The organism is Methylobacterium sp., assembly GCF_028290105.1.
GTDB lineage: Bacteria > Pseudomonadota > Alphaproteobacteria > Rhizobiales > Beijerinckiaceae > Methylobacterium.
This window is the reverse complement of sequence record NZ_JAQGKL010000172.1, coordinates 1-14236: the sequence shown is the minus strand read 5'-3', so window position 1 is coordinate 14236 and position 14236 is coordinate 1. Positions and strand designations below refer to the sequence as shown.

The following is a 14236-nucleotide window of genomic DNA, read 5'->3' as shown; positions in this document are numbered from 1 at the left end:
CCAGCCGCACCGCCGGCATTCCCACCTGCACCCCCGCCAGCGCCCATGCCGGCGCCTCCACCCGCGCCACCGGCGCCGCCTGCACCGGCTCCGGCACCACCGCCCGGTCCGCCCTGGGCCAGGGCCGTCGCCGCGCCGAGCACCAGGGCTGCCGCCGTCACCGTACTCCGAAAGAGCTTGCTCATGGGGTCGTTTCCATTCTCGTTGATCTGGGGCGCCGCTCGACGCCGACGCCACCCGCAACGAAGAACGTCGAAAAACCGTTCCCGATTATCTTGCGTTAATCTTCGAAGAACTGCCGGGCAGCCTATTCGAGGCCGAAGGCCAAGCTCAAGCGCCGCTCCTCCACAGCCACGTTTCAAGATGTTCTCGAACCCCGCCCGCAACTCGCTGGCGGCCCTTGTGAAATTCGTCTCAGGCGGTAACGTCTTTTCAAGGCAAGCCGAGAAACGGCCAGAGCACAGGGACGAGACGGATGACAGGTGGCGCCGGGACCATCTCACACGCGGCGGCCGAGGCCGCCGACAGCCGACGCCGGATCAAGGCGATTGTCGCCTCCTCGTCGGGCAACCTCGTCGAGTGGTTCGATTTCTACTGCTACGCGTTCTTCGCACTCTACTTCGCGCCGGTCTTCTTCCCCGAGGGGGACGACACAAGCCAGCTTCTGAAATCGGCGGCCGTCTTCGCGGTGGGCTTCTTCATGCGCCCGATCGGCGGCTGGCTGTTCGGCCGCATCGCCGACCGGCTCGGCCGCAAGACCTCCATGCTGATCTCGGTGCTGATGATGTGCGCCGGCTCGCTGATGATCGCGATCCTGCCGACTTACGCCACGGTCGGGTATCTCGCGCCCGCGCTGCTTCTTCTGGCCCGGATGATCCAGGGCCTGTCCGTGGGCGGCGAGTACGGAACCAGCGCCACCTACATGAGCGAGATCGCCCTGAAGGGCCGGCGCGGTTTCTTCGCCTCTTTCCAGTACGTCACGCTGATCGGCGGCCAGCTGCTCGCCTCACTGGTGCTGATCATCCTGCAGAGCTTCCTCACCGCCCAGCAACTCACCGCCTGGGGCTGGCGCATCCCGTTCGTCATCGGCGCCATCGCGGCCGTGGTGGCGCTCTATCTGCGCTCGTCGCTGGACGAGACCGCCACCAAGGAAGACCTCGCGAACAAGGATTCCGGCACCTTCGCCGCGTTGTTCAAGCACTGGCGCGCCTTCTGCGTGGTGCTCGCCTACACCGCCGGCGGCTCGCTGAGCTTCTACACCTTCACCACCTACATGCCGAAGTACCTCTTCAACACGGCGCATATCGACAAGGTCACCGCCTCGCAGATCTCCACCGCTGCCCTCTTCGTCTACATGATCATCCAGCCCATCTTTGGCTGGCTCTCGGACCGGATCGGGCGCAAGGCCAACATGCTGCTCTACAGCGGCCTCGGCACCCTGATGGTGGTTCCGCTGATGACCGCCATCGGCGCGACCCAGAACCCGTACCTCGCCTTCGCGCTGATCATGGTGGGGCTGATCGTGATCAGCTTCTACACGGGCATCAGCGGCATCGTGAAAGCGGAGTTGTTCCCCACGCAGGTGCGGGCCCTCGGTGTCGGCCTCTCCTACGCCATCGCCAACTCGCTGTTCGGCGGCACCGCCGAGGCAGTGGCTCTCTACCTCAAGCAGGTCGGTTCCGAGAGCACCTTCTTCTGGTACGTCACCGTTATGCTCGGTATCGCCTTCATCGGCTCTCTGATCATGCCGAACCCGAAGCGCCACGGTTATCTCGACGGCGACGGCACCGTCGAGGAGGCGCTGATGCGCAAGACCCGGCTCTCGGCGGCCTGAAGGTCTCGGATCTCGAACCGATTGTGCCTCTCGAAGAATGGAGAAGCCCGCAGTGGACGCGCGCCGCGGGCTTTTTCACGGCGCGAAGCGCGAAACTCCGCTGTCGCGTGGCCTGCCTCAACTCGCCTCGCCCAGGACTGCGCGGCGCTGGCGGTCCAGCTCCTCGCTGTAGCGCTTGAGCGTATGGCTCTCGGTGAGCAGCCCGATGACCTTGCGGCTGCGCAGGTCCTCGACCACCGCCAGGGCCTCGCTCTCCGTGCGGTCGAAAAGCGCGGTGGCGACCTTGGCGTTCATGTCGGCGGTCAGGACGTCGTCCGTCTGGCGCAGGAGGTCGGACAGGACGGGCGAGCCGTCTTCCGCCTCGCGCAACGCCGCGTGGGCTTCGGGCACCAGGACGATGCCAGCGTAGCGGCCCTCGCCGTCCACCATCACCACCCGCGAGGGTGAGCCGAGGGGATGCTTGCGCAGGAAGCTCGCCAGGGTCTGGTCGAGGGGGGCCGTCGGCACCTCGCGGCGCATGAGCTTGCCGACCGTGAGGGTCCGGATCCAACCGACGTCGTGCGCACTGCGGATACTCTCGCCGCGCAGGTGGAAGCGCCAGGTGGCGAAGGAGTATCCGAAGGTCTTTCGGACGGTCAGCGACGAAGCAATGACGGCCACCAGCACGAGGCCCGTGATGGGAAAGCTGCCGGTGAGTTCCAGCGCCAGGAAGGTCATCGTCAGTGGGCCGCCGATCACCGCGACCGCGAGCGAACTCATGCCGATCACCGCGTAGGCGAGCGGGGTCAGCCCGAAGGCGGCCATGCCGGGCAGGATCAGCGGCATGCCGGCGGCGAAGATCTCGCCCGCGATCGCCCCGAGAAATAGCGAGGCGAAGAACAGCCCGCCCCGGAACCCGGAGCCGATCGAGATCGCCGAGGCGGTGGCCTTGGCGACGAAGAGCAGCATCAGTGCCGCGAGGCCCATGCCGGTGCCGTGCGCCTCCAGGTGGAGATGCAACGCGCCGTGGCCTCCGGAAAGCACCTGGGGCGAGACGCCGAGCGCCAGGGCGCCGACGCAGAGCCCGCCGATCGGTGGCGCGAGGAGGGCCGGCAGGCGGCTCGCGCGGAATCCCGACTCGATCAGCGTGACGCCGCGCATGATGAGGATGCCGAGCCCCGCGCACATGAGGCCGAGAACGAGGCTGGGCGCGGTATCGAGGCTGGTGAGTGCCGTCGTGGTGACCGCGTCCGCGCGGTCGAGGGTGACGAGGGAGGTCTGCGCCACCAGCGCCCGCGCGACGACGCTGCCACACAGGGCCGCCACGACCACGGGCGTCAGGGTGGCGATGGAATAGGTGCCGATGATGAGTTCGAACGCGTAGAATGACCCCGTCAGCGGGGCCCCGAAGGCGGCGGCGATGGCGGCCGCCGCGCCGCAGCCGACGAGCGTGCGCTGATCGGCACGCCGCAACTCGAAGGAGAGGCCGAGACGCGAGGCGAAGCCGGCGCAGAATTGCGTGTAGGCCGCCTCCATCCCCACCGAGAGGCCGCTGCCGTTCGAGATCGTATTCTGGAGGGCGAGCACACTTGAGTCCCGGATCGACATGCGCCCGCCATGCAGGGCATTCGCCTCGATCGGGTCCACCACCGCCCGGCGCGGCCGGCGCCGCCAGCGCAGGGCAAGCGTCAGGAGGCCCAGAAGGACACCGCCGAACGCCGGTGCGAGCAGCACCGCGATGGCCGACAGGTCCGTGGCGGCGCTGAGGCGCATGCCGGGCGCCAGCGCGTACAGCGCCTCGCGCATGGCCTGCGTCGCGTGATTCATCACCGCGACCGCGATGCCACCGCCGCATCCGACGAGGGCGGCGAGGACGACGAGACCCATCTCGCTGCCGCGCACGAGGGCGCGCACGCCCCCTGGCGCATGGACGACGGCCCTGGCGGCGACGGGAGTGCGGGAGCGCAGGCTATGCGGTGGCATGGAGCGGTTGAGATCGGCCCGTGGGGCGGCGATTGGACGGGATCTGACGTAGGAGGTGCGTCGCGAGCCCTGCTTAGCGTGCGCTCGCCGCCGCCGTCGACCGTCCTCCAGCGGCCCGGTCCACACTTTTGCCGGTGATCCCGCGAAGGCGGCTTGAAATGCGGCGCGGCTCGGGATAGGTCACCCGCAGTGCCGCTGTAGCTCAGTTGGTTAGAGCGCTTGATTGTGGATCAAGAGGTCCCCCGTTCGAGCCGGGGCAGTGGTACCATTCCATCGCAGATGTGAGTTCGAGCGGTCATGCATGGCGTGACCGTTTTTCGCGTTGGGCGACATGTCCAGCGATGTGCGAGAACGCTCTCGACACCGTGCCGCAATTGCCACGGGATTGCCCCAAACTGGGCCGTGTTGTCGCCACATCCGTCAAGCTAATCTCAATCCGTCGCCACGAGACGGGGTTGGATTGAGCAGATGCAGGGTCGGTATGTCGGATCGTCACGAACCGTCTTCGCCAAGGGCCCGCTCACGCCCCGTACCGGATCGCGCGCCGCCACGACGTCGGATGCCCTGACCCTCGGCGGCCATGTCGGCCGCGCGCATGGCAGCCGCCCGGCGCTGACCCGCTCCGTGCTCTCCATGCTGCTTCTCGCCGGCGGTCTCGGGGCCGCCCTGTCCTACGGCATCGGCCCAGAGGCGGGTGTGGTGCAGTCGGCGCAGGCGATGACCGAGATCACCATGCCGAAGCCGCGCGTCCAGCCGGTGTCGATCGTCCTCCAGGCGAGCCCGACGGTGCCGTCGAGCCCTGCGGTGATCACCGCCTCCTCCGCCTTCGCGGCGGTTCATGACCTCGACACCGAACTCGGCTCCAACGCGGTCGACCGGGTCTCCTACGATTATCTCCTGAACGAGAGCGCCGTCGGCGACCCCAACGACGTGCTCGAGTTTGGCCCGATGAAGATCCGGCGCCACCTGGTGCAGAAGATCATCCGGGCGGCGCAGGCCGTGCAGACCGACCCCGTCCTCCTCATGGCGGTCGCTGACAAGGAATCGAGCTTCAAGACCGAGGTCCAGGCGCAGACCTCCTCGGCCACCGGCCTGTTCCAGTTCATCGAGCGGACCTGGCTCGGCGTCGTGCGCGATTTCGGGCCGCGCTACGGGATGGCCGCCGACGCGGCCCTCGTAGTGACGGGCGAAAACGGCCGTCCTTCCGTGACCGACGCCGCCGAGCGCGTGCGCATCCTCGAGATGCGCCGCGACCCCTACCTTTCGGCGCTGATGGCCGGCGAGATGCTCAAGCGCGACGCCGCCCGCATCGCGCTCCGGATCGGCCGCGAACTGAGCCTCGGCGAGGTCTATCTCGCGCACTTCCTCGGCCCTGACGACGCCGAGGATTTCCTCGCCACCGTCGCCGACAAGCCGAAGGCGGCCGCCGCGCAGATGCTGCCGGGCCCGGCGCGTGCCAACCGCTCGATTTTCTTTGCCGCCCAGCGCGGGCGTCGCAAGGCCGCCAGCCTCTCGGTCGCTGAGGTGCATGAAAAGTTCGAGACCATGATGAGCGCCCGCGGCGCCCGTTACCGTGATGTCCGCTCCGTGGCCGGCGTGATGGCCTATGCCGATGCGGCCGTGGATTGAAAAACCGGACGATTCAATCGATGGACGGGATTATTTCCGGCAACTGACCGTCACGTCCCGGCTTTAATGTCCGCGCTGCCCATTTCGGGTGCGTTTCGAGACACAGATGTCGGAGGCCCCGCTTGTCGGACCCGAAAGGCCCAACGCCGGATCGATCCCCGCCTGCCCGCCCGGCGCTCCTGGGGGACAGTCTGAGCCCCGGATTGTCCCTCGACCGGATCGGTCAGGCACTCGCGGCCTTCTACGACGACCTGATCGCGGAGGGCGTGCCGGAGCATCTCGCCACGCTGGTGCGTCAGGTTCAGCCCGAGCCGGGAGCCAAGCCGAAATCCGACAGGCTCGCCCTCGTGGTCGAGGACGACGAGGCGACCCGGCACCTCGCCGAAGCCCTGCTCGGCGATACGGATCTCGGCGTCATCGGCTGCGACAGCGCCGAGGCGGCCCTGGCGATCATGCGCGACCAGGGCGGGCGCGTGGCGCTGGTGTTCTCGGACGTCCGGCTCGCGGGTCCGATGGATGGCCTGCAACTCGCGTCGGCCATCGCGCTGCTCTGGCCTACGGCACGGGTGGTCGTGACCTCCGGCCGTCGCGCGGAACGGCCACCGGATCTGCCGCCCCAGGCGATCTTCATCCCGAAGCCTTGGCGTCCCTTCGACCTTTTGGTCGAGGCCGAGCGCGCCACGACCGAGCGGCAGCCGATCGTTCCCTGAACCCTCAGGCCTGCCGCGATAGCGCGGCACAGGCCAACCGGACCGTGAACGAAGCGAGGGCGGCGCACCTCTTGCTTCTTCGGTGTTCAAGCGTCCGCGTCGCCACACCCGCGCCCGAGGCGTGGTGGAGCCCCTCCCCTTGCCGATCCTCACCGTCCGTCACGTCACGACCTATCGCTACCGCCAGCCGGTGGGCTTCGGCGAGCACCGCATCCTTTTCCGGCCGCGCGACAGCTACGATCAGCGCCTGATCTCGGCGACCCTGAAGATCACGCCGGAGCCGAGCGGCCTGCGTTGGCTGCACGATGTGTTCGGCAATTGCGTCGCGGTGGCCTCCTTCACGGGCCGTGCTGCTCTGTTGACCTTCGAATGCGCGATCACCCTCGATCACACGCCGGAATCGGCCCCCGTCTTCCCGATCTCGGCGCACGCAGCCTTCTATCCGTTCGGTTACAGCGCCGAAGACATTCCCGACCTCAGCCGCGCGATGGAGCGGCAGTATTCCGACCCGCGCAACGAAGTCGACGCATGGGCGCGCAGCTTCGTGCCGGCGGAAGGGCGGGTTGGCACGCAGGACCTTCTGGCGGAAATGACCCGCAGCGTCCGCCGCAACTTCGCGTATCTCGCCCGCTCCGAAAAGGGCGTCCAGGATCCCGTCACGACACTGAGACTCAAGCGCGGCAGTTGCCGCGATTTCGCGGTGTTGATGATCGAGGCCGTGCGGGCGCTGGGCATGGCGGCGCGCTTCGTCTCGGGCTACCTCTACAACCCACGCGGGGATCGCAACCGCCATGTCGGCGGTGGCTCGACTCATGCTTGGGTGCAGGTCTACCTGCCAGGCGCGGGCTGGATCGAGTTCGATCCGACGAACGGAATCGTCGGGAATCGCGATCTGATCCGCGTCGCGGTCGCGCGCGACCCCCGTCAGGCCGTGCCGCTCCATGGGTCGTTCTTCGGGTTCCCCGCGGACGACCTTGGCATGACGGTCAATGTCCAGGTCGACGAAGTCGAGACCGTTTCCGAAAGCGGGTCCGCGACCGAGCCGAACCTGGTGCGTTGACCGAGCGATCCGGTCCAGTCCGGCCCGGATGCGGAACCAGAGCGTGTGTTTTTTCGATAGGATCGGGTGATTGTCATGAAGATCAGGACTGGGTTCGACATCGCCTTCGAATCGGTTCAGCCGACGCCCATGATCCTCGCGCTGAGCGTGCATCCCTCCCGGATGCCGGACGTGTTGACGCCCCATGTGATCAGCTTCGACCCGCCGATCCCTTGCCAGGATTACCGCGACAGCTTCGACAATATCTGCACACGCATCGTCACGCCGCCGGGCCGCCTGACCATCTCCGCCGACTTCGTCGTTCAGGATTCCGGCTTGCCGGACGCCTACGCGCCGTATGCGCAGCAGGTCGATGTGCAGTACCTTCCGAACGAAGTCCTCGTGTATCTCCTCGGAAGCCGCTACTGCGACACCGACAAGCTCTCCGAGACCGCGTGGTCGCTGTTCGGCGGGACGCCGCTGGGCTGGGCCCGCGTGCAGGCGATCTGCGACTACGTGCATGACCGGATTCGCTTCGACTACATGTGCGCCGACGCGACGCGAACCGCCTGGGACGGCTTCATGCAGCGTCAGGGTGTCTGCCGCGATTTTGCGCATCTCGCCGTCGCGTTCTGCCGCTGCATGAACATTCCCGCGCGTTACTGCACCGGATATCTCGGCGACATCGGCATTCCGCCCGTCCCCGATCCGATGGATTTCTCGGCCTGGTTCGAGGTGTATCTCGACGGCATCTGGTACACCTTCGATGCCCGCCACAACACGCCCCGCATCGGGCGTATCGTGATGGCGCGCGGGCGTGACGCCACCGATGTCGCGATCACGACGAACTTCGGCTACTCGCACCTCGCTCGCTTCGACGTGCACACCGACGAGGTCTTCTGACCCTAGCGCTCGGGCCCGATGGCGGTGCCGAAACCTGCGCCGTCACGAAGTGGACGAATTCGTCAAGGTCCCGTGGAACCACATGCCCACGCTTACGCTTGTACAGCGAAGGTTACGGCATAGGTAAGGGTTCCACGATGAAGACCTTGGCGACTGCCCTCGCGGGCTTACTCGGTGTTTGCGCGCTCTCGACGGGCCCGGCTCTGGCAAACCCCTACGATCCGTTCGGCACACGTGCCGGCGAAGAGACTTACGGCGACCCGGCTTATGCCTATGGCCGCGCCAGCGATGACCCCTACGGCTACCAGGGCACCGTCGGTCAGGGCGTGCAGGCGGCACCCCAGGCCCAGGTTGCTCCGATCCCACGCGAGATCGTCGGCTTCAGCGAGAGCTACAAGCCCGGTACGATCGTGGTCTCCACCGCCGAGCGCCGCCTCTACTTCGTGCTGCCGAATGGCGAGGCCATCCGTTACGGCGTTGGCGTCGGCCGCCCGGGCTTCACATGGTCCGGCGTCAAGACGGTGACCGCCAAGAAAGAGTGGCCGTCCTGGACGCCTCCGGCCGCGATGATCGCCCGCCGCCCCGACCTGCCGCGCTACATGGCCGGCGGTGTCGAGAATCCCCTCGGCGCGCGTGCCATGTATATCGGCAGCACCGAGTATCGGATCCACGGTTCGAACGAGCCTGACACGATCGGACAGGCGGTCTCCTCGGGCTGCATCCGAATGACCAACGAGGATGTCACCGATCTCTACGAGCGCGTGAAGGTCGGTGCCAAGGTCGTTGTCCTGAACTAGTCAGCCGCACGACGAATAATCCGGCATTTGGAAGCCGCACCGACCCGATGGTCGGTGCGGCTTTCGCGTTTTCGAGATCCCGAGACGTCAGGGAACCACGCGGCCGACGGCCGTCTGCGGCGTGCTGAAGGACGCCACCGGCATGTCGCAGAAGCAGCGGGCGCCCAAGGGACGTGGGCTTGGCAGCGGACAGGAATAGGGCTGGAAGCCTGTCAGGCCGGATTGTACCGCGTCGCAATTGAGCCCCACCGAGCGGCCGGGCGCGGGACGGGCATAGCGCTCGCCCCCGTATTCCGGACGGGGCGGCAGACGACGCTCCTCGTAGGCACGACGCGGCGGCGGGCGATCGTAACCGTCGTCGTAGTATTGCGCGCTCGCGCCCTGCGCGCCGAGCAGAGTCGCGAGCAGCGTCAGTGAAAAGCTGAGTCGTGAAATGGGTCGCATGGCGGTTTGCCTTTCTCCCGGTCGCCGATCCCCGCACGGGCGGCTCGGTCTGGTCGCGGCCAGGGTTAGAAGGCACGCGCGCGCACCGCAAGCGCGGCGCGACACATGAAAAAGCCCGCTCCGCGTGGAGCGGAACGGGCTGTCGCCGTCAGCGGCGCCGCAAAACGCGGCGCCGATCCGACAGATCAGGAGTTGGTGGCGTTGCGCATGGCCTGCTCGGCGTCGCTGCCGGCCTTGCGAGCAGCTTCGGTGCCCTGCTCCATCGCCTTGCGGGCGTGCTCGGCGCTCTCCTGCATGGCGCCCTTTGCCTTCTCGGCGCTCTGCTGGATCGCCGTCTGGGCGAGGCCGCCGAACTCCTTGGCCTGGGCCTGGATCGCGGCGAACTGGCTGCGGACGAACTCGGCCTGATGCTGCATCGCCTCCTGCAGGTCGCGCGAGCGCACGAGCTTCTGGGCGAGGTCGAAGGCGGCGGTCACGTTCTGCTCGGCGAATTCGAAACCACGCGCCGAGACGTCATGGGCATTGGTGCGCGCCATCTCAGCGGAACCCTGGACGGTGTCGGCGGTGCGGCGGGCGGCGCTGATGAACGAATCGAATGCCTTGCGAGCCTGATCGACGCTCTTCTCGGCGAAATCGCGCATCTCGGCGGGAACCTCGTAGTTCGGGGTGCTGGTCATTATCCTCTCCTCAGGTCGACTTGTTGATGGCTTGTTGTGCGCTGCACAATAGCACAGCGCCAGCCCTATGCCACCCTGCTGGGGCGCATTAAGGTTGACAACAGGTAAACGCGCGTCCCGCCCGACTAAGGCTTCCGGGATGGCGGCAACCCGGTAAAAAGGCTGTCACGTTCTAGAAATCGTCACGCGAAACAGGTGCGGATGTTCGACCACGGAGGTTCAGGACCGGAGCTCGACGCCGACGCGGCGCAGAATCTTCTGCGCGCGTGCAACGTTGATTCGGCGCTCGCCCGGCGGTTGTCCGATCCCGCAAACGCACTGCTGGTTCTCGACGCGGGCGGAGAGCGGGTGCTGTATGCTTCCGGTGCCGCGAGGACGCTGCGAGACGCGCTAGCGGAGCCGGACGGACGGCTCGATCCGGGCTTGCGGATCGGCGCGCAGATCGCCCGCATCGGGTTGTCGTTTGATGCGCCAGTCCTGATACGCCTGCACCTCGATGCGCGCCGGATCGCGCCGCCCGTGCTGATGACGCTGCTTCGTGCAGAGGACCGCGAGGGTCGCGGATTTGTGATCCTGCTCGCCACTGGGCCGCTCCCCAAGCTGCGGGCTTTACCGGTTGCGTCGCCCGAAAAGGCATCTTCCGAGCCTGACGTGGCTTCGACGCTCGAGACCGCGCCGCCGACGCCGAGCGAGGAACCGACAGCCATCGGAAATCCGACGCCATCCATGCTCGAGCTGCGGCGGTTCACTTGGAGCAGCGACGCGGACGGCACCGTGACAGAGCTCTCGCGCCCTCCCGGCGACCCTCTGCGGGTGGGGATGCTGGGCCGAACCTGGCGGGCCCTTTCGGAATCCGGGACCTTGCGCGATGCGGAAGGCCTGATCGCCGCCCTCGCTCACAGCCAGACTTTTCGGACCATTCCGGTCGCGCTGATCGCTACGGATGGGCGGGTGTTCGAACTCGACCTCTCGGGGGCGCCAGTCTCACGTGCCCGGCCGGAATTTCGCGGTTTTGGGCAGATCCGGTCCGTCGAGGGGCCGGCTGTGAGCCCTCCGGTTTCGCCGGAGGCAACGGGCGACCTGCCGCAGGCCGCCCCGATGGGGGATGAGGTCGTACCGACTTCAAAAGCATCGGACGCGGCCACTTCGGTATCGGAAGCACAGGACGCCGATCGTGCGTCGCCGGGCGTCCCGACCGATCCGAGCCTCTCGAGCAACGAGCACGCGGCCTTTCGTGAGATCGCCCGCGCGCTTGGGGCACGGTTCGCGGGTGACGATGTGCACGGACCCGTTCCGGAGCGAGGCCTGCCGTGCGCGGTCATGCCGTTTCCGACCTCACCGGCGCGAATTGCCGATCCGGCGAACTCGATCCCGGATACCGCCATGGTGGCCACCCTCGAGCGCCTGCCCGTCGGCGTGATCGTCTATCGCGAGAACGCCGTCCTGTTCGCCAACCGGCGGCTGCTCGACCTGACCGGGTATCCCGATGTCGAGACGCTCGACGCCGGCGGCGGCATCGCTGGTCTGTTTCGCGGGCTCCTGCCCCATGCACGCGAGGCCAGCGACACGCCAATCGTCCTGGCGGCCCGGGACGGCGGACGCATCGGCGTGCTCGTCGAGCACTCGGTCCTCGATTGGGCCGGGCGGCCGGCCGACCTGTTGCTGGCGCGCGATGCCGAATCGAGCGAAGCGGCGCGGGCCCATACGGCCAGCGCCCTCGCCCAGGATTTCGCCGGTCGCCGGGATGCTCAGGCCCTGAACGTCCTCGAAACCCTCGAGGAGGGGATCGCCACCCTCGACAGCCAGGGGCGCCTTCTCTCTCTCAACCGGAGTGCGGCGGCGACCTTCGACCTTGATCCCCGCGAAGTCGTCGGCGCGAGCTTCCTCGGCCTGTTCGCGCCCGAGAATGCCGTGCTGCTGCTGGCGCACCTGCATGCCGAGCCCGGCGCAGCTTCACACGCGCATGCCCGGGTCACGGTTCGCGGCTCGGGTGCGGTTCTGGAGGTCAAGGTTCTACCCCTGCGCGACGATCCCCAGAACGGCCTCTGCGCGGTGATCAATCCCGCGGCCGCGCCGAGCGGACGTGAGGCCGGTCCCTCGGACACAGCCGGGGCGGAAAGGTTGCAGGCAGCGAACGTCCTGACCAAGGTCAGCCAGGAGATCCGCAGCCCGATCGACAGAATTCTCGCGGCGGCCGACCTCATGCTCCAAGAGCGGCTCGGACCCCTCGGGCCCGATCGCTATCGCGCGTCCCTGCAGGACATCCATGCCTCCGGAACACAGGTCCTCGACCTCCTCAACGATCTCCTGGAACTCGCGCGCATCGAGGCCGGCCAGCTCGACCTGACCGTAACGGAGATCCCGCTGAACGACGTGGTCGCCCGCTGCGTCGCGCTCCTACAGCCGCAGGCGTCCCGCGAGCGCATCGTTCTGCGCACCAGTTTCTCGTCGGATCTCGCGACTTTTGTCGCCGATGCGCGCTGCGTGCATCAGGCGGCGCTGAACGTGATCGCCAACGCCATCGCATTCACGGAAGCGGGCGGACAGGTCATCGTCTCGACCTCGATGGCGGATCGGGGCGAGATCGCGTTGCGGGTCCGGGACACCGGGACGGGCATGACGTCGGACGAAGTCGAGGTCGCGCTCCAGCCGTTTCGGCAGGCCGGACCGATCGGCCCGCGCAAGGGCACCGGTCTCGGTTTGCCGCTGACAAAGGCCTTGGTGGAGGCAAATCACGGGCGTTTCCGTATCGTCAGCCGCAAGGACGAGGGAACGCTCGTGGAGATGCTGTTTCCCGCGAACGCGGCGACGAAACGCGCCTGACCTGCGGGCGCGCGCACGCCGGTAACTTCTGCGGGCAATCGGCGTTGGATCGACAATCATGGAGATTCCAATGCGTCGTACAGCCCTCCTCCTCACCATCGGATTGATGCTGCCTGCCGGCGCCCAGGCGCAGCAATCCGGTCCAGTGGCCAATGAGCCGAACGCTGAATCGGCGGGTCAGTTTCGCAACATCACGTCGACCGGCGTGACGAAGCCGCCGGGCGGCGTCGACGGGGTGTCCGAGAACCGCCCGTCGGAGGCGGTGCGCAAGCAGCGTTCGATCGATCGCAAGATCGAGACGGGCATCTGCATTGGGTGCAATTGAAGAGCGCGCAAACATAATTTCGCCTCTGTCCCGGAACTTCGCGCATCGACGCTTGCGGCCGGTATGTCCTTGCGCCTAAGACGGTATTTGGAAGACCCGGCTGCGTGAACCGTCACGATACGATCGGGCGCCGACAGGGAAGAAGCGATGGACGAGAAGGTGGTCGAAGTCCGTTCGGCATGGAGCGAGGGCGCGCACGTCGACGACGCCAAGTATCTGGCCATGTATCGGGCCTCCGTGAACGATCCGGAGGCTTTCTGGGGCGAGCACGGCAAGCGCATCGACTGGATGACGCCTTTCACGAAGGTGAAGAATACCAGCTTCGAGGCAGGCCGCATCTCGATCAAGTGGTTCGAGGACGGCCGCACCAACGTCGCCTATAACTGCATCGACCGTCACCTCGAGACCCGCGGCGACCAGGTCGCGATCATCTGGGAAGGCGACGACCCGAACGACTCGAAGCACATCACCTACCGTCAGCTTCATGCCGAAGTCGGCCGGATGGCCAACGTCCTGCGCAATCGCGGCGTGTCCAAGGGCGACCGGGTCACCATCTACCTGCCGATGATCCCCGAAGCCGCCTACGCGATGCTCGCCTGCGCGCGCCTCGGGGCGGTCCACTCCATCGTCTTCGGTGGCTTTTCGCCGGATTCGCTGGCCGGGCGCATCGAGGGCTGCGCCTCCAAGATGGTCATCACCGCCGATGAGGGCCTGCGCGGTGGCCGCAAGGTTCCGCTCAAGGCCAATGTCGACGCGGCCATCGCGCGTCTGCCGAAGGACAGCGTCGATCACGTGGTGGTGGTGCGCCGCACGGGCTCCCCCATCGCGATGGAAGCCGGCCGCGACGTCTACTACGACGAGGCCGCCGCCCAGGTCACCGACGAATGCCCCGCCGAGCCGGTGGAGGCCGAGCATCCGCTCTTCATCCTCTACACCTCCGGTTCGACCGGGCAGCCGAAGGGCGTGGTCCACACCACCGGCGGCTACCTCGTCTACGCGTCGATGACGCATCAATACGTCTTCGATTACCGCGAGGGCGAGGTCTATTGGTGCACCGCCGATGTCGGCTGGGTGACGGGCCATTCCTACATCG

13 protein-coding genes and 1 tRNA gene are annotated in these 14236 nt (G+C 67.1%); 10 read left to right on the top strand and 4 right to left on the bottom strand.

All coding sequences use genetic code 11. The features are described 5' to 3' along the window. Positions 1-185 (bottom strand): hypothetical protein (locus JWQ05_RS12590; RefSeq protein WP_299658786.1); only part of this gene is annotated, 185 nt, incomplete at its 3' end. Positions 186-475: 290 nt separating this feature from the next. Here JWQ05_RS12590 and JWQ05_RS12585 point away from each other — a divergent pair. Next, positions 476-1834: an MFS family transporter gene (locus JWQ05_RS12585; protein WP_299658785.1), complete on the top strand. Its 1359-nt coding sequence runs from the start codon at positions 476-478 to the stop codon at positions 1832-1834. A gap of 117 nt (positions 1835-1951) precedes the next feature. Here the strand turns inward: JWQ05_RS12585 and JWQ05_RS12580 are convergent, their stop codons facing one another. Continuing rightward, complete coding sequence (locus tag JWQ05_RS12580; protein WP_299658784.1) at positions 1952-3796, bottom strand: chloride channel protein; 1845 nt, start codon at positions 3794-3796, stop codon at positions 1952-1954. A gap of 191 nt (positions 3797-3987) precedes the next feature. On the opposite strand from JWQ05_RS12580, the gene JWQ05_RS12575 reads away from it, so the two are divergent. From JWQ05_RS12575 to JWQ05_RS12550, 6 genes are all read left to right on the top strand, one after another. Further along, positions 3988-4064, top strand: a tRNA-His gene (locus JWQ05_RS12575). Between the two features lie 200 nt (positions 4065-4264). Next, positions 4265-5425, top strand: a complete 1161-nt coding sequence (locus JWQ05_RS12570; protein WP_299658783.1) for a transglycosylase SLT domain-containing protein — start codon at positions 4265-4267, stop codon at positions 5423-5425. A gap of 203 nt (positions 5426-5628) precedes the next feature. After that, positions 5629-6135: a response regulator gene (locus JWQ05_RS12565; protein WP_299658788.1), complete on the top strand. Its 507-nt coding sequence runs from the start codon at positions 5629-5631 to the stop codon at positions 6133-6135. Positions 6136-6274: 139 nt separating this feature from the next. Beyond that, positions 6275-7195: a transglutaminase family protein gene (locus JWQ05_RS12560; RefSeq protein WP_299658782.1), complete on the top strand. Its 921-nt coding sequence runs from the start codon at positions 6275-6277 to the stop codon at positions 7193-7195. A gap of 75 nt (positions 7196-7270) precedes the next feature. Further along, positions 7271-8077 carry a transglutaminase family protein gene (locus JWQ05_RS12555; protein ID WP_299658781.1) on the top strand — a complete coding sequence of 269 codons (807 nt, stop codon included), beginning with the start codon at positions 7271-7273 and terminating at the stop codon, positions 8075-8077. 137 nt (positions 8078-8214) lie between these two features. Next, positions 8215-8874: a L,D-transpeptidase gene (locus tag JWQ05_RS12550; protein WP_299658780.1), complete on the top strand. Its 660-nt coding sequence runs from the start codon at positions 8215-8217 to the stop codon at positions 8872-8874. An 87-nt stretch (positions 8875-8961) separates the two neighbouring features. Here JWQ05_RS12550 and JWQ05_RS12545 read toward each other — a convergent pair whose 3' ends face one another. Then, entirely contained in the window at positions 8962-9318 is a 357-nt protein-coding gene (locus JWQ05_RS12545; protein ID WP_299658779.1) for a hypothetical protein, read from the bottom strand. A gap of 185 nt (positions 9319-9503) precedes the next feature. Continuing rightward, complete coding sequence (locus JWQ05_RS12540) at positions 9504-9995, bottom strand: phasin (RefSeq protein WP_299658778.1); 492 nt, start codon at positions 9993-9995, stop codon at positions 9504-9506. Between the two features lie 201 nt (positions 9996-10196). On the opposite strand from JWQ05_RS12540, the gene JWQ05_RS12535 reads away from it, so the two are divergent. The 3 genes from JWQ05_RS12535 to JWQ05_RS12525 form a co-directional block, all read left to right on the top strand. After that, positions 10197-12818 carry an ATP-binding protein gene (locus JWQ05_RS12535; RefSeq protein ID WP_299658787.1) on the top strand — a complete coding sequence of 874 codons (2622 nt, stop codon included), beginning with the start codon at positions 10197-10199 and terminating at the stop codon, positions 12816-12818. A 58-nt stretch (positions 12819-12876) separates the two neighbouring features. After that, a complete protein-coding gene (locus tag JWQ05_RS12530; protein WP_299658777.1) occupies positions 12877-13143 on the top strand; it encodes a hypothetical protein in 267 nt (88 codons plus the stop codon). A 147-nt stretch (positions 13144-13290) separates the two neighbouring features. Continuing rightward, positions 13291-14236, top strand: a 946-nt coding sequence (locus JWQ05_RS12525; RefSeq protein ID WP_299658776.1) for an AMP-binding protein, incomplete at its 3' end; no start/stop codon positions are given.